The organism is Pseudomonas orientalis (genome assembly GCF_001439815.1).
GTDB classification, from domain to species: domain Bacteria; phylum Pseudomonadota; class Gammaproteobacteria; order Pseudomonadales; family Pseudomonadaceae; genus Aquipseudomonas; species Aquipseudomonas orientalis.
The window spans coordinates 591,584-611,051 of the sequence record NZ_JYLM01000002.1; the positions used below are offsets into that span (position 1 = coordinate 591,584).

Below are 19,468 nucleotides of genomic sequence, written 5' to 3' on the forward strand. Positions count from 1 at the left end.
GTTTTACCTCTGCATGTCAGTCAGAGCGGGTAGTTCTTCAGTTCCCTGGCAATCACCATCCGCTGAATTTCACTGGTACCTTCGTAAATCTGCGTGATCCGCGCATCCCGGTAGTAGCGCTCCACCGGATAGTCTTCCAGATACCCATACCCGCCATGAATCTGCATCGCCTTGGAGCAGACCTTTTCGGCCATTTCCGAGGCGAACAGCTTGGCCTGGGACGCTTCCGACAGGCACGGCTTGCCGGCGCTGCGCAGGCGTGCGGCGTGCAGGATAAGCAGGCGTGCGGCGTTCAGTTGGGTTTGCATGTCTGCCAGCAGGTTGGCCACGCTCTGGTGTTCGATGATCGCCTTGTCGAACTGCACCCGATCCCGGGCATAGGCCAGCGCCGCTTCAAAGGCGGCGCGCGCGATGCCCAGGGCCTGGGCGGCGATGCCGATACGTCCACCCTCCAGGTTGGACAGTGCGATGGCCAGGCCCTTGCCGCGCTCGCCCAGCAGGTTGGCTTCGGGGACCGCGCATTGGTTGAAGGTGACGGCGCAGGTGTCCGACGCCCGGATGCCCATCTTGTGTTCCGTACGGTCGACCACGAAACCCGGGGTATCAGTGGGCACCAGGAACGCCGAAATGCCTTTCTTGCCCAGCTCCGGGTCGGTCACTGCAAACACAATGGCCAACTGGGCACGCTTGCCGTTGCTGACGAACTGCTTGGCGCCATTGATCAGCCATTGGCCGTCGCGCAGTTCTGCGCGGGTGCGCAGGTTGTGGGCCTCGGAACCGGCCTGGGGCTCGGTCAGGCAGAAGCAGCCGATGGCCTGGCCACTGGCGAGTGCGGCCAGCCAGGTGCGCTTCTGCGCCTCTGTGCCGTAGTTGAGGACCGGGCCGCAACCCACTGAATTATGGATACTCATCAAGGCGCCAGTGGCACCGTCACCCGCGGAAATTTCCTCCACGGCCAGGGCATAGGCCACGTAATCCACGTAGGTACCGCCCCATTCTTCAGGAACCACCATACCGAGCAAGCCCAGCTCGCCCATCTTGGCCACCAGCGTGTCGTCGATCCAGCCGGCCTTTTCCCAGGCCTGGGCGTGGGGTGCGATTTCACCACGGGCAAAGTCACACGCCATGTCGCGAATCATCACTTGTTCTTCTGTGTATTCAAGATCTTGCATGGCTTATTTCTCAATCTGCGCGAAGTCACGAAAGAAGCTTTGGACATGGCTGGCGTCCAGCGCATGAACCGTCGGCGGATTCCACTGCGGTTTTTTGTCCTTGTCGATAATCAGGGCGCGAACCCCTTCGATCAGGTCGCCACGTGCGAACCACTGGCGGTCCAGGTGCAGTTCCAGGGCAAAGCACTGCTCCAGCGGCAAGTGGCGGCCACGGCGCAGCATCTGCAGGGTGACGGCCATGGCCAGGGGCGAGCGGGTTTGCATCAGGTCGACCGTGGTCAGCGCCCAGGCGTGGCTGTCGGCGACGGTGACTTGCTGCAGTTGCTCGATGATGCTCGGCACGTCCGGCAAGGCGAAGAAATGGTCGATCGCCGGACGCAAGGCCGCCAGTGGCGGATCGGGCAATTGCTGCACGGCCAGCCGGGCGAGCACGCCTTGCAGGTCCTTGAGGGGGGAGTCGCGCCATTGCAGGCCATCGAGCTTTTGCGCCAGCTCGGTCAGTCTGGCGCTGTCCAGGTACCAATCCGCCAGGCCGCAGTACAACGCGTCCGCCGCACGGATCTGCACCCCGGTGACGCCCAGGTAGATCCCCAGCTCCCCAGGAATACGCGGCAGGAAGTAGCTGCCACCCACGTCGGGAAAATACCCGATGGCCACTTCCGGCATCGCCAGGCGACTGCGCTCGGTCACCACGCGCAGGTCGGCGCCTTGCACCAGGCCCATGCCGCCGCCGAGTACAAAGCCGTCCATCAACGCCAATACGGGTTTGGGGTAGTGGTGGAGGGCCAGGTCGAGTGCGTATTCCTCCACGAAGAAGTCTTCATGCAGGGTGTCGCCACCCTTGAAGCTGTCGTACAGGGAACGGATATCGCCGCCGGCACAAAAGGCCTTATCGCCGGAGCCGCGCAGCACAACGGCGTAGATCAGTGGGTCATCGGCCCAGGCGTGCAGCTGCGTGGTCATCAGCCGCACCATGCCCAGGGTAATGGCATTCAAACCGGCGGGGCGGTTGAGGGTGAGGTATCCGATATGGTTACGCACCTCACTGAGTACTTCCTGCTGCTGAATATCGGTGTGGCTTGCTTCGGGGGACACCTGAGCAGTCATCACTAACTCCCTGCTTTTATTGTTCTTTATCCAAGATGTTCGGGGGCGAACTATCGCGTGATCCTACCAGCGCAAATTTGCCGCGTACAACCCGGAATCATGCAGGTCGTTGTTGCATTTATGCAGTGCGCATCAAACCACCCGGCTGGCCAGGACCTCGCCGATGCTGCGGCGTCGCGCATGACCTTCGGCTGTATGAATCAATGCTTCCAGCGCCGTGGGCTCGACGTCGAAGAACTGCTCCATATCGGCCAACGCCAGCTTGAGGTCGGCGGCGGTGATGGCCGGGTCGGTCACGGACGCATTGCCGATCAGGACCGGCACCGGTTCGGCAGGCGCCTTCGGATAACGCGTGCGGGTGGCATTGTTGTAGGCCAGCGCGCACGTCAGCAGGGCACCTGCGCCGAGCATGACCGGTGCCAGTTCGTGCCAGCCCAGGGCGATGGAGGCTGGGTCGGCCAATACCAGCGTCATGGCCAGGCCACCGGCCGGCGGATGCAGGCAGCGTAGCCAGCAGATCAGCACGACGGTCATGCCCGCCGCCAGGCAAGCGCTGCCCAGGGTACGTCCCAGCACCCGCGCCACCAGCAATGCCACGATGCCCGCGCACAGATAACTGCCCATGATCGACCAGGGTTGCGCCAATGCTCCGGACGATACGGCGAACAGCAACACCGCCGACGCCCCCAGCGGACCAAGCAGATGCAGGGCGACTTCCATGCCGAACACTTGGGCACACACCCAGACACTGAGCAGGGTGCCCAAGGCCATGCCGATAGCGGCGCGACTCCATTCCGAGGGACGGGTATTGATGGCAGCGGGTAACCAGCGAGCAAGCATTGAAAAGGGGTCCTGAAGCTGAGGGCGAAAAAAAGGCTTGCCTGGTTTCCCGGGAAAGCCCTTTGAAGGTTCCAACATTGGGGGAAGGAACGCGTGCAGTGTGCCAACTGAGTTGTACCGGCGCCAATGCATATTAATGAAGGTTGAATGCAAAAATTATGTACTCAAGCGCCTTCGCCGAACGTGATTCGAGCGACACCCTGCGGGGCTGGCGTGCTGATCTTGCCCAGCACAAGGCTATTGAGCTCTTCGTTGAACAGGTGTTTTTGCAGGCTCTCCTGCATGCCTGGCTCGTCGGCCAGCGGGCCCTTCAACGCCACCAGCGCGTCGCGTAACCCCATCAACCGATCCAGTCTCGGCGCCGCTACAGCCAGGCTATCCTCTCGCACGGCATTGTCTCCTTGTTGTTTACGCAGGTTCGCTGACCAGAGCTGTTCCAGACAGGCCTTGATGCAGGTGGTAAATAATTACTGCACTTGGCAAGCGAGTCTACAGTCGGGTTCCTGGCGTCGGAAGGCAAAGTGCACCGGCGCTTACGCAAAGCTCTGTAGGTGTTTTCTCGGTGATTCTAATGAAAAACGCCCACTGTTTTATAAGTGGGCGTTATTTCTTACGCGCTGGTTGGAAACACGCTCAAGGAGACGTGTTTTTTTCCAGATGCAGCAACACATAAGGGGTCTTATCGAACGCCCCAGTGAGGGTCGGCGTGAGCGAACGCAAGCGCGGGTCAGTCAGGCTTTGGAAGTCAGCCTGGCTCATGACCAGCCAGGCCGGCGCCTGAATAGGCTGGAGTTCAACCGGCAACTGGGTAAACAGCGGGACCTTGTCGCAATTGAAGTTGACCATGAACTTGATGGCTTTTGCGTCCTTGCCCAATGCATGCAACACCAACGGCGCCGGTTGCTGCAGGATCTGCTCCCTGGCCGCCAGGGTAAACGTGCGGGTGTCGTAAAGGCTGCGTTCCAGGGGTTCGACTACCAGGATGTAAGTCGACCAGACCGCCACCACTGCGGCGAATGCCGGACCGATCACGCGCAATCGAACCTTTAACAACGCCAGCAACGCCAACCCCTGAAGCACCGCGAGCAGGCCGAAGATCAGCTCGAAATCGGCCAGTTGCTCCGGGTAACGGCGCCGCGCCGCGACCAGGCCGACCATCAACAACGCGGGCAACAGCGTCCACAGCACCAGCATCAAGCCGCGCAGCGCGCTGAACAGACGGCCCTGGGCAACCTGAAACGGATAGGCGGCAATGATTGCAGCCATCGGCAGCATCGGCAGGATATAGCGCGCCTTTTTTGCCTGGGGCACCGACAAGCCCAGCATCACCAACGCGCCCGCCGCCGCGCAGTACAGCACCAGCTTCAACGCCGGGGCCGGCGCTTGGCGGCCGCGGCTCACCACGGCCAGCAACACCAGAAGCGCCACCGGGTAGGCCAGCGCATAGTTGCCCAGGGAGCTGGTGAAGTAATACAGCACGCCGCCGGAGCCTTCGCTGCCATCCATGCGCCCCAGAAACTGCATGCGAATCACGTCATGCATGAAGTCTTCGCCACCGCTGAGCTTGGCCAGCAGCAACAGCAGGCCGATACACGCCGCGAGCAACGCCAGCGCCAGCAGCCCGAAACTGAACAACTGCCGCCATTGACGGTTGATCAGGTAATAGCTGCACAGCACGCCGGTCGGGATGACCAGCCCAATCGGCCCGCGAATCGCAAAACCGAGCATCAACAGCGCGAACACCCAGTGCAGGCGTTTGGCCGCAGAAAAATGATCATGGGCATAACCCAGATAGAACACCGCCAGGGTCACGGCCGCCAGCATCTGGTCCAGGGAGACGGCGCGGGTTTCGCTGATAAAGGTGCTGCTGAGCAGGAGCATGGCGATGCTCAGCAGGCCCCAGCGCAGGGAATAGGGGGCAGTGAGCCGGTACATCAGCACCACGATGCCCGCCGAAGCGACGGCGCTGGGCAGCCAGGCCGTGAGGCTGCTGACCTGGCCCGAGGGCAGGGACAGCAACCAGGTCAGCAGCGTGGAGGTGGCCAGGTAGTCTGCATACGGCTGGCCGTAGGTGGTGGGAAAGAAGCTCGGCCCATGGCGCAGCATCTCCTGGGCAAACACCACAAAACGCGAGTCGAAGCCGATAATTGCCTGGTGCCAGTTGCCGGCGATGAACAACAGCAGTGCCAGGAGCCCCAACCCCAGTGACTGTAGACGGATTGTCGGGTTGAGCAGGGGCGGGTGAGCCTTGTTCACGTATCAGCCTGCCTTGGCCTGTGGCACCCAGTTCTGCTGGGGGATCGGCAACTCGCAGGAGTCGCCACGACCGATCGGGAAGTACTTGAAGCCTTTGCGCGTCAGGCGCTCGCCGTCGTACAGGTTGCGACCGTCAAAGATCACCGGGGTTTTCAGGCGCTGGTGAATCAGGTCGAAGTCCGGTGCCTTGAATTGCTGCCACTCGGTGCAGACGATCAGCGCATCGGCGCCGCCCAGGGTGGACTCCGGCGTTCCCATCAGCATCAACCGCGGGTCATCGCCATAGAGGCGCTGGGTTTCCTGCATGGCTTCGGGGTCGAACGCACGCACGTTGGCGCCAGCCTCCCAGAGCGCTTCCATCAGCACGCGGCTCGGCGCGTCGCGCATGTCGTCGGTATTGGGCTTGAAGGCCAGGCCCCACAAGGCAAAGGTCTTGCCGCGCAGGTCACCCTTGAAGAACGCGTTGATGCGCTCGAACAGCTTGCCTTTCTGGCGCTGGTTGATCGCTTCCACGGCTTCGAGCAGGTCGCTGGAGCAGTTGGCCTGCTTGGCGCTGTGGATCAGGGCGCGCATGTCTTTGGGAAAGCAGGAGCCGCCATAGCCGCACCCTGGGTAAATGAAGTGGTAGCCGATGCGCGAGTCGGCGCCAATTCCCAGGCGCACGGCTTCGATGTCGGCGCCCAGGTGTTCGGCCAGTTCGGCGATCTGGTTGATGAAGCTGATCTTGGTGGCGAGCATGCAGTTGGCGGCGTACTTGGTCAGTTCGGCGCTGCGCACGTCCATGAAGATGATGCGGTCATGGTTGCGGTTGAACGGCGCGTACAGGTCGCGCATCACCTCGCGCACTTCTTCGCGCTCGCAGCCGATGATGATGCGGTCCGGGCGGCGGCAGTCGGCCACGGCCGAGCCTTCCTTGAGAAACTCCGGGTTGGAGACGATATCGAATTGCAGCTCACGGCCGGCGGCGCGCAGGTTCTTGCGCATATGGTCGCGCAGGGTATCGCCGGTACCCACGGGCACAGTGGATTTCTCCACCAGGATCACCGGTGCCACGCGATGACGGGCGACCGCATCACCCACCGACAGCACGTATTTGAGGTCGGCCGAACCGTCTTCATCCGACGGCGTGCCCACCGCAATGAACAGTACTTCACCATGCTCGACGGCGAGTTTTTCGTCGTAGGTGAAACGCAGGCGTCCGCTTTCCAGGTTTTCCTTGACCATCGCCGCCAGGCCCGGCTCGAAGATGGTCACGTGACCCTTTTGCAGCGACTCGACTTTGCGCTGGTCAACGTCCATGCAAATGACATCGTGACCGACTTCGGCTAATACCGTGGCCTGGACCAGACCGACGTAACCACTACCAAATACACTGATTTTCATGGGGTATTCCTGGGACTTGAGGTGCTAGCACGACGAGAGTTGATAACCAGTACGCCGAGGATGACCAAGGCCACCCCCAGGGTTTTCGAAAGCGAAAAGTGTTCGTTGAAAACCGGCAGGCTGGCCGCCAGCAGGTACACCAGCGCATAGCTGATGCTGAGCAGCGAATAGGCGCGCCCGAGGGGCAAATGCTTCAGCGCGCCGAGCCAGCAGAGCATCGACAGCGCGTAGGCGATGATCGCCAGGATCACCACGCCCAGGGCGTTCAGGTCGATGCTGGCGCTGCTCAAGGCGTCCGGCCACTGATCCGGCAGCGGCAGCCGCGTCATGCTCCAGCGCATGCCCAATTGGGCGGCACTGACCAGGCCGACGCTGCCTAGGGCCAAGGCGAAACCGCGTGTCCGGCTCATACCTGGCGCCCCAACAGCACGACACCGGCAATGACCAGCACCACGCCCAGCCAGTGGCGGCCATCGATGTGCTCGGCAAAGACAAAGCGCGCCATCAGCGTGACCAGCACAAAATTCAGACTGAGCATCGGATAGGCAATGCCCACTTCCAGGCGCTGCAGCACCAGCAACCACACCAGCAAGCCGAGGCCCAGGCACACCAACGCCGACCACAACCAGGGTGAGCGCAGCTTCGGCGCCCAAGCGTCGGGCAGGTCACGCCAGCTCTCTACGGCAAACTTCTGCGAGACCTGGCCCATGCAGGTGAGCAGGCAGGCCGTGAGCAATAGCAGCAAGGTGATCATGGCGCGACCTGTGGAAAAATCAGGATCACGATGTTGCCTTGGGCATACCGCTGGCCGTCCGGGGGCAGCAGGGCGAGTTCTTCCTTTTCGCCCTGGCTGTTGACGCGCATTACCACGCCTACAGCACCGCTGAGACGGGTTTGCGCCATCCAGGCCTGGATTTGATTGCGATCGACCAGACGGTGGGCGGTATCGGCGTATGCCAGCCCGTATTTCACTTCGCCAGAGGTGTTGTACAACGTGATGTCGGGCCGCTTCAGTCGCCATGCCAGCGCTGCGGACGCGCCCAGGTCATTGCTCAACAGGGCAAGGGAGGGCTTGAGTTCTTCGGCGTGATCGATGATGAACTGGTCCGGCGTCTTGTTATAAACCACCGAATGGGGCAGGGCGGCGGGTAACAAGGCAACCAGCAAGCCACTGCCGATCAGCGGGGCGGCCCACAGTTTCAACGGACGGGCCGCGTGCAGCAGGTTGACCAGGATCCAGCCGAACAAGCCGGTCAATACCAGCATCAGGCTGAGGGTTTCCTCACCGGGTTCGTACAGCGGCTTCTTGAATTGGAACCAGATGAGCGCCAACAGCACGAGCACGCCGATCACCAGGTTCAGCCAGCCGTTGATGCGCAATACGCGGCCACGGCCTTGAGCGAGCTTGTCACTCAAAGTCGAACCCATCAGCAATGCCAAGGGCAACAGGCACGGCATGATGTAGGAGGGCAGCTTGCCCTTGGCCAGACTGAAGAAGGCCAGGGGCATCAGCAGCCACAGCAGCAGGAACGCGGTTTTCTGCGCGTGCCTGTCCGACCACGCCTGCTTGAGCGTGGACGGCAGCAGGGCAACCCACGGCAACGTGAAGGCGACCAGCAAGGGCAGGTAGTACCAGAACGGTTCGGCATGCTGGGCATCTTCACCGGCGAAGCGCTGGATATGCTCGTGCCAGAAGAAGAAGTGCCAGTAATCCGGCTCTTGCAGGTGCACGGTCAATGCCCAGGGCAAGCTGACCAGGATCGCCGCGGCCACCGCCACCGGCCCGAACTTGAACAACTCAACCGAGCGTTTCTGCCAGATCGCATAGGGCAGGGCGATCAATACCGGCAGCAACCACGCCAGGAAGCCCTTGGTCATGAAGCCCATGCCGCAGGCCAGGCCCAGCAAGGCCCAGGACCACAGTCGAGCACGGCGGGTCGTGCTGTCGAAACAGAACCACAAGGCCACACCGGTCAGGTTGACCCAGAAGGTGAATTGCGGGTCCAGGTTGGCGTAACCGCCGAGCATCGCCACGCTGACGAAACTCATGTACAGCACACAGCTGACCAGGCTTTTCTGCGGGTCGTTCCACAACCGGCGCGACATCAGGTAAACCAGCAGAATGCTCAAGCCGGTGCTCAGGGCCGAAGCGAAGCGCACGCCAAACAGGTTCTGGCCGAAGATCGCCTGGCCGAGCGCGATCATCCAGTAGCCCGCCGCCGGTTTTTCGAAGTAGCGAATGCCCATGAAGTGCGGCGCGGCCCACTTGCCGGTCAGCAGCATTTCCTGGCTGATCTGTGCGTAGCGGGTTTCATCGGGAATCCACAGGCCATGCGTGGCCAGCGGCAGCAGGTAAAACACGCCAAACGCCAACAGGAGCAGGGGCAATGCCCAGCGACGGATCATGCCTGCTGCACTCCGAGCCAACCTTCACGGCCGCTCAGTGCGCCGCGCACCAGCTGTTGCTGGGGCAGGGTGGTCACATCTGCGGGCAACAAGTCGCCCAGGGGTTTGAAATCAATCCCGCGCTGCCCTGCCTGGGCGAGCAACTGGCGAAACTCATTGGCCATCAGAATCCCTTCTACTTCTGCGTGGATCGTATAGACGTTCAGCGTCGAGGCGCTGAACCGGTCCAGGATGAAACGGTTGAAGTCCTTGGCAGCCACCACCGGCCCCACGACTTCGTCGAAGGTCGGCAGGTCTACCGGAATTTGTGGGGTACCCGCGCTGCCATCGGCCAGGGTCGGACGAAACAGGCTGGTGCCTCGGCAATCGCTGCTGTAGCGAAAATTGAAGGCTTGCTTGGCTTGCACCACGCGCTCATCGGCGCGCCAACCGGCGGCCGCCGAACAGTCGATACGCTCACCGAGGATGTCGCTCAGGGTGTCCACGCCGCGCCGGATCTGCTCGACCAGTTGTGCATCGCTCCAGCGCCCGGTGTTGGCCTGCCAGCCATGGTGATCCCATGCATGCAGGCCGACTTCATGCCCGGCGGCCTTGGCCTGGCGCATCAAGTGCCCCAGGTCGCGGCCGATCGGCTTGCCCGGCCAGGCGGTGCCGGCCAGCAAGATGTCCCAGCCATACAGGCCGGCGGCATTGGAACGCAGCATTTTCCACAGGAACTGCGGGCGGATCAGACGCCACAAATGGCGCCCCATGTTGTCCGGCCCGACGCTGAAGAAAAACGTCGCCTTGATCCCGGCTTCGTCCAGGGATTCGAGCAGCCGCGGCACACCTTCACGGGTGCCACGGTAGGTGTCGACGTCGATGCGAAGACCTGCATCCATTACTTTTTGTCCGCTATTTCAAGCATGGCTTCACGCAGGAAGAAATCGAGCGTGTTGCCGATGGTCTCGCTCATCTCCACGGTCGGTTCCCAGTTCAGCAGGCGCTTGGCGTTTTCGATGCTTGGCTTGCGGTGCGCCACGTCCTGGTAACCGGTGCCGTAGAACGCCTTGCTTTCCACATCGCGGAAACCGGCGAACGGTGGGAAGTTGTGGCGCAGCGGGTGCGCTTCGAACTGACGCAGCAGCTCTTCGCCCAACTGGCGGATGCTGGCTTCGTTTTCCGGGTTGCCGATGTTGATGATCTGGCCGTCGCAAACACCGTTTTCATTATCGATAATGCGCGCCAGGGCTTCGATGCCGTCGGCGATGTCTGTGAAGCAACGCTTCTGCTCGCCACCGTCGAACAGGCGGATCGGCGTGCCTTCCACCAGATTGAGGATCAACTGGGTAATGGCACGGGAACTGCCGATACGCGCGGAGTCCAGGCGATCCAGGCGCGGGCCCATCCAGTTGAACGGACGGAACAGGGTGAATTTCAGGCCTTTGTCGCCGTAGGCCCAGATCACACGGTCGAGCAGTTGCTTGGAGACCGAGTAAATCCAGCGTTGCTTGTTGACCGGCCCGACTACCAGGTTGGAGGTGTCTTCGTCGAAGTACTGGTCCTGGCACATGCCATAGACTTCGGAAGTCGATGGGAAGATCACGCGCTTGTTGTACTTGACGCAGTAGCGCACCAGCTTGAGGTTTTCTTCGAAATCCAGTTCGAACACGCGCAGCGGGTTGCGGGTGTATTCGATCGGCGTGGCGATGGCTACCAGCGGCAGCACCACGTCGCACTTCTTGATGTGGTACTCGATCCACTCGGTGTGAATGCTGATATCGCCTTCCACGTAGTGGAAGTTAGGGTGGCTGCGCAGGCGCTCGATGGCGTCGGAGCCGATGTCCAGGCCGTAGACTTCATAGCGGTCGTCACGCAGCAGGCGCTCGGACAGGTGGTTACCGATAAAGCCGTTCACCCCCAGGATCAGCACGCGGGTCCGGCGTGGCTTGCGGCCCGACTCGGCGCCGCGCAGCACGGAACCGTCCACCAGGCCCAGTTCATCGGCCAGGGAAGGGCCGGCCAGGTACAGGCCGTTGTCGTTGCGTTGGCCGAACTTGACCACCAGCGAGTCTTCACCACAGGCGATGCGCAGCGGGTTGACGCTGATCACGCGGCCCGGCGCCAGGCCTTCGTTGCCCTTGACCACCTCGGCCTGCCACACGACGAGCTTGTGCTCGCCGACGGCGCAAAAGGCGCCAGGGTACGGCTGGGTCACGGCGCGGACCAGATTGAACAGTTGTTCGGCGGGCTTTTTCCAGTCGATCTTGCCATCGGCGGCGGTACGGCGGCCGAAGCAGGTGGCCTGGCTTTCGTCCTGGGCGGTTTCGCTCAGTTTGCCCTGGGCCAGTTGCGGCAGGGCGTCACGCAACAGGTTGCCGGCGGCCTCACGCAGTTTGGCGTGCAGGCTCAGGCCGGTATCGTTGCGCTCGATGCTGACTTTCTGCTGGGCCAGGATCGCACCGGCATCGGCACGCTTGACCATGCGGTGCAGGGTCACGCCGGTTTCGCTTTCGCCATTGACCAGCACCCAGTTGGCCGGTGCGCGGCCACGGTATTTGGGCAGCAGCGAACCATGCAGATTGAAAGCGCCGTGGCGGGCGGTGGCCAGCAGCGGCTCGCTCAACAGGTTGCGGTAATAGAAGGAGAAGATGAAATCCGGGTTCAGCTTGGCGATGCGCTCGACCCACAGCGGGTGGTTGGCGTCTTCCGGCGCGTGCACCGGGATACCGTTGCGGGCGCACAGCTGGGCGACCGAGCCGTAGAAATTGTTTTCCTTGGGGTCGTCGGCATGGGTGAATACCGCAGCGATGTCGTAACCCGCATCGAGCAGGGCTTCAATACCGGCACAGCCAATATCGTGGTAGGCGAAGACAACGGCTTTTGAACTCATGACTGGACCTGATCGGAAGAAGAAGTAGAAGTATGGGAAGACACCAGGCCGTCAACGACGACCACGGGAGCCGGTGCCGCCGGTTGGTTGCGCAGCACTTTTTCAATGAAGAAACGCGGGCGGGCCCTTACATCGCTGTACATGCGGCCCAGGTATTCGCCCAGCAGGCCCATGCCGATGAACTGGCCACCGGTGAACACGAAGAGCACGGCGAACAGCACAAACAGGCCGTCGCCCGCCCAATCGGCACCGAAGGCCAGGCGCATGACGATCAGCGCAAAGGCAAACAGCACGCCCAGCGCCGCCAGGCTGAAACCGACGATGGACAGCAGGCGCAACGGCGTGGTGGTCATGCAGGTGAGCAGGTCGAACATCAGGCTGATCAGGCGCATGGCGCTGTATTTGGATTCGCCGTGTTCGCGCTCGGCGTGGTGCACCAGAATTTCCGTGGTGTGACGGGCAAAGCCATTGGCCAGGATCGGGATAAAGGTGCTGCGCTCGCGACAGGCCAGCATCGCGTCGACGATGGTGCGGCGGTAGGCGCGCAGCATGCAGCCGTAGTCCGTCATGGCCACGCCGGTGGAGCGCTGCACGGCCAGGTTGATCAGGCGCGAAGGCCAGCGGCGGAACGCGGAATCCTGGCGATTGTTGCGCACTGTGGCGACCACGTCGTAGCCCAGGGCGGCCTGTTCCACCAGGCGCGGGATTTCTTCCGGCGGGTTTTGCAGGTCGGCGTCGAGGGTGATCACCACTTCGCCGCGGCACTGCTCGAAACCGGCCATGATTGCAGCATGCTGGCCATAGTTGCGGTTGAGGATCACTGCAACCACGTTGCTGCCGTCTTCAGCGGCGGCGTCTTCGAGCAACTGCGCCGAATCGTCGCGGCTACCGTCATCCACCAGGATGATCTCGTACTCGTAGGCCAGCTGTTTGCAGGCTGCCGTGGTGCGCCGCAGCAATTCGGGCAGGCTCTCTTGTTCGTTATAGACCGGGATAACGATCGATACGCAATGAATAGGGTAGGGTTTCAAAGATTCATGACCTCGGCTGGAGCAACTTGGAGCGCGAAAACAGCAGCGATTATCGGGCAAGATTACAGCCCGCAGAGTACAAAACGGCGCTAAAGATAAAGCGGAATCAACAGCTTAGTCGATTAACCCCGGATTGCTCTGAAGTGTTGCATACAAGGTTAAGCGTAAAAATGTTCAACGAATATGAAAGGCGGATGAAAAACTCGTTTATTTGACAGGTAGACAGCCAGGGTTCAGCTATGTCGCCAAGGTGTTAAACACTGTGATTTTCAGGTGGATAGGAGCGGGCCGCCGGGTATTGGGTTCATATCGATGGCTCCCGTGCATCTATTCAACAAACTTCTCTGCATTGCCCTTCAAGTGCCGGTAAAGTAAGCCATCTCTTGCCAGGGTACTCGGATGAATAGCGTGCAGCTTTTAAGCGGCCAGTTGCGGCCGGTGTTGATGGGACTGTGGGTGTGCCTTGCCTGTGTCACCACGGTGCGGGCCGATGAGGCCGTTGCCTTGGCGAGCATCGATCAGGTACCGGAAGGTGTTGAAGTGCGCGGCAAACAGGTCGGCGCCTATACCTGGGACGACCGCCAGGGCAAGAACCTGCTGGTACTCGCCGAACAGGTCGGCGAGCGGGACGACGATGGCACCCAGTCGGCCTTTGTCTACGCGGCCCAGTACCTGCTGGCCGGCGAGCATCCCAAGCGCGTGTGGATGCTCTACGACGATGTGCGCCAGTGCCAGTTCGACGCCGGGCTGCACTTTGACACCGCGGCCACCCAGGTCACCGACCTGCTGGGTGACGGCAATACCCAGGCGACTGTTGGCTACTCGCGCACCTGCACCAGCGATGTCAGCCCGAATGAATTCAAGTTGATCATGCATGTCGGCAAGTCAGAGAAGTATCGCCTGCGCGGCGTCGACCGCTACGGCGCAGCCTGGTGGGACGAGGACGCCGGTGCCCTGCGCGGCATGCCGTTGCCGACCGATTGCAGCGTGGCCGCGCAGCAGGCGTTGGTCAGCCAGTACAAGGAGCAGGGCACGGAGCTGCCGCTGCCAGGCTGCTACGGCGACGAGAAGGATTTCGCCAAGGCGCCGGACAGTTACCTGACGTTCATGCGCCGGCACTGGTTTGCGCTGATGCGCAAACAGGACGCCGATTGGAGCCAATCCCAGACTCAACCCCAGCAATCCGCAGAAGCAGAGGACGTGACGCCCTGATTTGATGGCAGGGCCGATACTGCGCTAGACTCGGCCTTCGCCAATTCAATAAATATCAAGATTAATCAATAGATTGCTCGTGATATTTAATCCAAAGGCTGATCTACCTTGACTGAGTCCATCCGCAACCCGCTGACCCTCTACCTCACCCGCCTTGCGCCCTCCAGCCAACTGACCATGCGTTACGTGCTGCAGGATGCCGCTGACCGTCTGGGCTTCGAAGACGTCAACCTGGAAGACATCGACTGGCACCTGCTGCAACCCGAACAGGTGATTGCCCTGGTCGCCGCGTTGCGCGAGGACGGCTATGCGCCGAACACTTCATCACTGTATGTGAACGCCGTGCGCGGGGTGATGAATGAAGCCTGGCGGATGAGCCTGATCAGCCAGGAACACCTGTTGAAGATGCGTTCGGTCAAGGCCGCGTCCGGTACGCGCCTGGGGCAGGGACGTAACCTGCGCCGCACGTTGATCCGCGAAATGATGGAAGTCTGCGCCGCCGATCCGCGTCCCCAGGGCCTGCGCGACGCCGCCGTCATCGGCATCCTGTACGGCTCGGGCATGCGCAAATCGGAGTCGGTCAACCTTGACCTGGCGCAGATCGATTTTGCGCAGCGCAGCCTGCGCGTGATCGGCAAGGGCAATAAGGAACTGCTCAAGTACGCGCCGGACTGGGCCTTCGCCAAGCTGCAGGCCTGGCTGGAGTTTCGTCGCGGGCAACTCAAGGAAGGCGAAGAGGACGATGCATTCCTGTTCAACCGCATTCGCCGCGGCAGTCATATCACCCGGGAACGCATCACCAAGCATGCGATTTACTACATCGCTCGCCAGCGCGGCGACCAGGTGGGGGTGAAGATCATGCCCCATGACTTCCGCCGCTCGTTCATCACCCGGGTGATCGAGGAACATGACCTGTCGATTGCGCAAAAGCTGGCCCATCACACCAACATCCAGACCACCGCCAGCTATGACGTACGTGACGACAACGAGCGGCGGCGGGCGGTGGATCGGTTTGATTTGTAGGCGCTAAGCGATGATCAGGCGCTCGCCAGGTGCGGTGGCAAGCGGCGCAGCGTCCACAGCACCGTGAGCATGGCAGCGGCCGCGCACAGCGCAATGCCCACCAGCATCGGCGCGGGTGTGTGGTCGGCGAACAGCCCCACCAGCGTCATGGCCACAGCGGCGGTGACCATCTGAATCGCGCCCAGCAAGGCCGACGCCGAACCTGCCACCGCGCCATGGTCTTCCAGCGACAACACGCCGGCGGCCGGTAATAACAGGCCGAGAAAACCGAAGCCGATAAACAGCAGCGTCATCATCAAGGCCAGGTGATTGCCCCACAGGGTCGTGGCCGCCAGCAGCGCCATCACGGCTGTCACGGCAATCACCGACCAGCGGATCAGCGCTGGCAGGCCGAAGCGCGCGCTCAGGCGCGCGGTGAGCTGGCTCATGGCGAAAAACGACGCCGCATTCACTGCAAAGCACAGGCTGAATTGCGTCGGTGTCAGGCCGAAGTACTCGATGTATACAAAGGGCGCGCTGCCGATAAACACGAAGAACGTGGCCAGGCCGAAGCCGCCTACCACCGACAACCCAGTGAACACCGGATCGCGCAGGAGCGCGCCGTAGCTGCCGAATGCGCTGCCCAGGGTCTTGCCCAGACGACGCTCCGCCGGATGGGTTTCCGGCAGTTGCACGATCGTCATCACCAGGCACAGCAGGGCCACCACCGCCAGCGCGGCAAACACCTCGCGCCAGCTCCAGAGCGAAATCACCAGGCTGCCGGCCAATGGCGCAAGGATCGGCGAAACACTCATCACCAGCATCAACAAGGCCATCAGGCGCGCCGCTTCATGACCGGTGTACAGGTCGCGGACAATCGCCCGTGGAATCACCATGCCGGCGCATGCCCCAAAGGCCTGCACCGCGCGAAAACCGATCAACACTTCGATGGTCGGTGCCAACGCACAGCCGATGCTGCCGACGGTAAAGATCACCAACCCCACATAGATCGGCAATTTACGCCCGAAGACATCGCTGATCGGGCCGTAGAACAGTTGGCATACGCCAATGATCATGAAGAACACCGTCAGGCTCATCTGCACGGCGGCCGGCGACGCCTGGAGACTGGCGCCGAGGGTTGGCAGGGCCGGCAGATAGCTGTCGATGGCAAACGGGCCGACGGCGGTGATCAAGCCCAACAGCAGGGCAAGGTGGGCGATGCTTCGAGGCATGGGCAGGTCCGGGCAGAGCAAAAGGCGCCCAGCTTAAGGGATTCGCGCAGATCCGCAAACTTAGGCTTCACTAACGGGTACCGGTGCCGATAACGGTACTAGTGACGCGCTCGAACGGTTGGTTTCCCAACCGGCGGTCCAGGTACGGGGATACCAGATGACGATCAAACTACGCTTGATGCTATTGATTGCGACCGGGCTGCTGACCGCCTTGATCATGAGCCTGGCCGGCTACCTGGGAAACAGCCGGATGGGCGCTGCCGTGCAGGACAATGAAGTCAGCATGACGGTGCTGCGCAACCATATGGAAGCCGACATGATGCACGACGCCCTGCGTGCCGATGTGTTGTCCGCCATGTTGGTGGGACTGGGCAAAAGCACCAGCACGCCAACCGAAGTCAGCGCCTCGCTCAAGGAGCATGCCGAGCACTTCCGGCAGATGCTGGCAGATAATTTCAAGCTGCCGTTGGACGACTCCATCAAGGCCAGCCTGGAAAAAATCAAACCCAGCCTGGAAACCTACGTAAGCGCTGGCGAGCGCATCGTCGCGCTGGCTCTGGCCGATCCCGAGGCCGCGCGTGGGGAGCTTGGGACCTTCAATGCGGCGTTCAGCCAGCTGGAGGACCAAATGGCCGCGCTGAGTGAATTGATCGAGAGCCATACCCTGCACACCAGCAGCGGCACCCGGCAAGCCATCAGTAACGCCAACTGGATCCTGGGCGTGGTACTGGGCGCCAGCCTTTTGCTGCTGCTGGCCCAGGGACGCTGGGTGATCCTGAGCATCATGGGACCATTGCGCACCGCCAGCCGCATTGCCGACAGCATCGCCCACGGCAACTTGAGCGAACCGATTGTCGAACCGCGCAACCAGGACGAAGCCAGTACGCTGATTCGCAGCCTCGCCACCATGCAGCGCGATTTGCGCGGCATGATCGACGTGGTGCGCAGCAATGCCCATGACGTCAATGGCGTCAGCGAACGCCTGAGCCAGGGCTGCCATGAAGTGGCGGGCAGCAGTCAGCAGCAAAGCGCCGCCGCCAGCACCATGGCCGCCGCCGCGAGTGAAATGACCGCCAGCATCGAAGAAATCACCCGCCATGCCGGACACGCACTGGACATGGCCAACCAGGCTGAAACCCTGGCCAAGGACGGCGGCCGGATCATTCATCAAGTGGTCAGCGATATGGATGGCATCGCACGCTCGGCACAGCAATCGGCCCAGGTGATCCGCACGCTGGACAAAGAGTCCGAAGCCATCTTCAGCATTATTCAGGTAATCAAGGGCATCGCCGACCAGACCAACTTGCTGGCCCTCAACGCCGCCATCGAAGCCGCCCGCGCCGGCGAGCAGGGCCGCGGCTTTGCCGTGGTGGCCGATGAGGTGCGCAGCCTGGCAGGCCGCACCAGCGCATCGACCCAGGAAATCGCCAGCATGGTCGGGCGTATCCAGCAGAACACCCGCGAAGCGGTGACCAGCATGGAGGAGGGCGTTGCTCAGGTGGACAAGGGCATGGCCGTCACCGCCGACGTGGAACGCGCAATTCGCGAGATTCTCCAGGCTACGCTCAATACCACCGAATTGGTCAACGATATTTCCCGAACCATCAGCGAGCAGAGCCTGGCCAGCAACGAGATTGCCCATCAGGTGGAGATGATTGCGGGGATGTCGGAAAGTAATAGCCGTGTGATTGCGGGAACGGCGTCGACGACGGATGAATTGTCGAATTTGGCAGGGAAGCTGTCGCAGTCCGTGGATCGGTTCAGACTCTAACGCAGGCTTATTCTTGGCCGGCTCCTCGTGGGCCGGTTTTTTTTGCGTGAAATTATCATTCAACAACGGCTCAAGGTCGCGCCCCGGCGCCTGATGTCCGAACCTTACCCGTGCCTCTTTGTACGGCGTTTTGAATCGTCCCCGCAAAAAAAGATTGAATATTCACACCTTATGTTATTTAAATAACAAAACAAGAGCGGCATGACCTGCCTGGTCGTGCCGCAACAAGGTGGAATAGCAATGAGCAAGATCGCAGTCATCGGCAGCAACATGGTGGATTTGATTACCTATATCGACCGCATGCCGGTCCAGGGCGAAACCCTGGAAGCGCCCGGCTTTGCCATGGGGTGCGGCGGCAAAGGGGCCAACCAGGCGGTGGCGGCCGCCAAGCTTGGGGCCGATGTCCTGATGGTGAGCAAGGTCGGCGACGATATGTTTGCCGATAACACAGTGGCCAACTTCCAGCGCTTTGGTATCGACACCCGTTATGTGCGGCGCGTGCCTGGCGTCTCCAGCGGCGTCGCGCCGATTTTTGTCCGGGCCGATTCCCACAACAGCATTTTGATCGTCAAGGGCGCCAATGCGCATCTGCTGCCGGCGGACATCGAGGCGGCCGCCGCCGACCTGCGCGAATGCACGCTGATCGTGCTGCAGCTGGAGATCAATCTTGAGACGGTGTACCACGCCATCGAATTCGCTCACCGACACGGTATCGCGGTGCTCCTCAACCCTGCACCGGCCCTGGCCGGTTTGAGTCGTGAGCACCTGGCGCACCTTGACTTCCTGATCCCCAACGAATCGGAACTGGCGTTGATCAGCGGCCAGGTCGTGGACTCGCCGCAATCGGCCCGGACCGCCGCCCGCCGCCTGGTGACCAGCGGCATCCGCCACGTGATCGTGACCCTCGGCGAGCACGGCGCGCTGTACGTGGGGGAGGAGGGCGAGTTCCAGGTGCCGGGGGTGCGGGTTGAAGCCCGTGACACCACCGGTGCCGGGGATGCCTTTATCGGTTGTTTCATTCACCACTGGAACCGCGATCGCCATATCCGCCAGGCCATGGAGCGGGCGGTGGCGTATTCCGCCTGCTCGGTCATGGGGCTGGGTACGCAGAGTTCCTATCCCGACAGTGAAACGTTCAATCGCTTTGAGCAACAGCGCTGACACCCTCACCCCAGCCCGGAGAA

Annotated in this window: 17 protein-coding genes and 1 pseudogene; 5 read left to right on the top strand and 13 right to left on the bottom strand. The window is 61.6% G+C overall.

Annotated features, from left to right (window positions below):
• Window positions 1-20: 20 nt before the first annotated feature.
• The 12 genes from TU82_RS06940 to arnC all read right to left on the bottom strand — a co-directional run bounded on the left by TU82_RS06940 (window position 21) and on the right by arnC (window position 13,067).
• Entirely contained in the window at window positions 21-1,172 is a 1,152-nt protein-coding gene (locus TU82_RS06940) for an acyl-CoA dehydrogenase family protein (protein WP_057722380.1), read from the bottom strand.
• 3 nt (window positions 1,173-1,175) lie between these two features.
• On the bottom strand, window positions 1,176-2,279 hold the full coding sequence (locus tag TU82_RS06945; protein WP_057722381.1) for an enoyl-CoA hydratase/isomerase family protein: 1,104 nt from the start codon (window positions 2,277-2,279) through the stop codon (window positions 1,176-1,178).
• 132 nt (window positions 2,280-2,411) lie between these two features.
• Window positions 2,412-3,119 carry an HPP family protein gene (locus TU82_RS06950; RefSeq protein ID WP_057722382.1) on the bottom strand — a complete coding sequence of 236 codons (708 nt, stop codon included), beginning with the start codon at window positions 3,117-3,119 and terminating at the stop codon, window positions 2,412-2,414.
• Window positions 3,120-3,283: 164 nt separating this feature from the next.
• Entirely contained in the window at window positions 3,284-3,460 is a 177-nt protein-coding gene (locus tag TU82_RS28640; protein WP_156421651.1) for a hypothetical protein, read from the bottom strand.
• Between the two features lie 292 nt (window positions 3,461-3,752).
• Entirely contained in the window at window positions 3,753-5,375 is a 1,623-nt protein-coding gene (locus tag TU82_RS06955; protein ID WP_057722383.1) for an ArnT family glycosyltransferase, read from the bottom strand.
• Between the two features lie 3 nt (window positions 5,376-5,378).
• Window positions 5,379-6,758, bottom strand: coding sequence for a UDP-glucose dehydrogenase family protein (locus TU82_RS06960; RefSeq protein WP_057722384.1), 1,380 nt, complete (start codon window positions 6,756-6,758; stop codon window positions 5,379-5,381).
• Window positions 6,755-7,168, bottom strand: a complete 414-nt coding sequence (gene arnF / locus TU82_RS06965; RefSeq protein WP_057722385.1) for a 4-amino-4-deoxy-L-arabinose-phosphoundecaprenol flippase subunit ArnF — start codon at window positions 7,166-7,168, stop codon at window positions 6,755-6,757. Before arnF ends, TU82_RS06960 begins: the two co-directional genes overlap by 4 nt.
• Window positions 7,165-7,512, bottom strand: a complete 348-nt coding sequence (gene arnE / locus TU82_RS06970) for a 4-amino-4-deoxy-L-arabinose-phosphoundecaprenol flippase subunit ArnE (RefSeq protein WP_057722386.1) — start codon at window positions 7,510-7,512, stop codon at window positions 7,165-7,167. Before arnE ends, arnF begins: the two co-directional genes overlap by 4 nt.
• The gene (arnT, locus tag TU82_RS06975) at window positions 7,509-9,164 is read right to left on the bottom strand and encodes a lipid IV(A) 4-amino-4-deoxy-L-arabinosyltransferase (RefSeq protein WP_057722387.1); all 1,656 of its coding nucleotides are present in this window, start codon (window positions 9,162-9,164) and stop codon (window positions 7,509-7,511) included. The genes arnE and arnT overlap by 4 nt, the downstream gene beginning before the upstream one ends.
• On the bottom strand, window positions 9,161-10,045 hold the full coding sequence (arnD, locus tag TU82_RS06980) for a 4-deoxy-4-formamido-L-arabinose-phosphoundecaprenol deformylase (RefSeq protein WP_057722388.1): 885 nt from the start codon (window positions 10,043-10,045) through the stop codon (window positions 9,161-9,163). The genes arnT and arnD overlap by 4 nt, the downstream gene beginning before the upstream one ends.
• Complete coding sequence (arnA, locus tag TU82_RS06985; RefSeq protein ID WP_057722389.1) at window positions 10,045-12,036, bottom strand: bifunctional UDP-4-amino-4-deoxy-L-arabinose formyltransferase/UDP-glucuronic acid oxidase ArnA; 1,992 nt, start codon at window positions 12,034-12,036, stop codon at window positions 10,045-10,047. Before arnA ends, arnD begins: the two co-directional genes overlap by 1 nt.
• Window positions 12,033-13,067, bottom strand: coding sequence for an undecaprenyl-phosphate 4-deoxy-4-formamido-L-arabinose transferase (gene arnC / locus TU82_RS06990; protein WP_057722390.1), 1,035 nt, complete (start codon window positions 13,065-13,067; stop codon window positions 12,033-12,035). Before arnC ends, arnA begins: the two co-directional genes overlap by 4 nt.
• A 399-nt stretch (window positions 13,068-13,466) precedes the next feature.
• On the opposite strand from arnC, the gene TU82_RS06995 reads away from it, so the two are divergent.
• Window positions 13,467-14,279 (top strand): M949_RS01915 family surface polysaccharide biosynthesis protein, encoded by an 813-nt coding sequence (locus TU82_RS06995; RefSeq protein ID WP_057722391.1) that lies wholly within the window; start codon window positions 13,467-13,469, stop codon window positions 14,277-14,279.
• A 108-nt stretch (window positions 14,280-14,387) separates the two neighbouring features.
• Window positions 14,388-15,302 (top strand): site-specific integrase, encoded by a 915-nt coding sequence (locus TU82_RS07000; protein ID WP_057722392.1) that lies wholly within the window; start codon window positions 14,388-14,390, stop codon window positions 15,300-15,302.
• Between the two features lie 14 nt (window positions 15,303-15,316).
• Here the strand turns inward: TU82_RS07000 and TU82_RS07005 are convergent, their stop codons facing one another.
• Entirely contained in the window at window positions 15,317-16,513 is a 1,197-nt protein-coding gene (locus TU82_RS07005) for a multidrug effflux MFS transporter (protein WP_057722393.1), read from the bottom strand.
• A 157-nt stretch (window positions 16,514-16,670) separates the two neighbouring features.
• On the opposite strand from TU82_RS07005, the pseudogene TU82_RS29510 reads away from it, so the two are divergent.
• The 3 genes and pseudogenes from TU82_RS29510 to rbsK all read left to right on the top strand — a co-directional run.
• Window positions 16,671-17,426, top strand: a pseudogene (locus TU82_RS29510) (MCP four helix bundle domain-containing protein); the annotation flags it as partial.
• Between the two features lie 132 nt (window positions 17,427-17,558).
• The gene (locus tag TU82_RS29515) at window positions 17,559-18,284 is read left to right on the top strand and encodes a methyl-accepting chemotaxis protein (RefSeq protein ID WP_420893017.1); all 726 of its coding nucleotides are present in this window, start codon (window positions 17,559-17,561) and stop codon (window positions 18,282-18,284) included.
• 240 nt (window positions 18,285-18,524) lie between these two features.
• Window positions 18,525-19,445, top strand: a complete 921-nt coding sequence (gene rbsK, locus TU82_RS07015) for a ribokinase (protein WP_057722395.1) — start codon at window positions 18,525-18,527, stop codon at window positions 19,443-19,445.
• The last annotated feature ends 23 nt before the right edge of the window (window positions 19,446-19,468 follow it).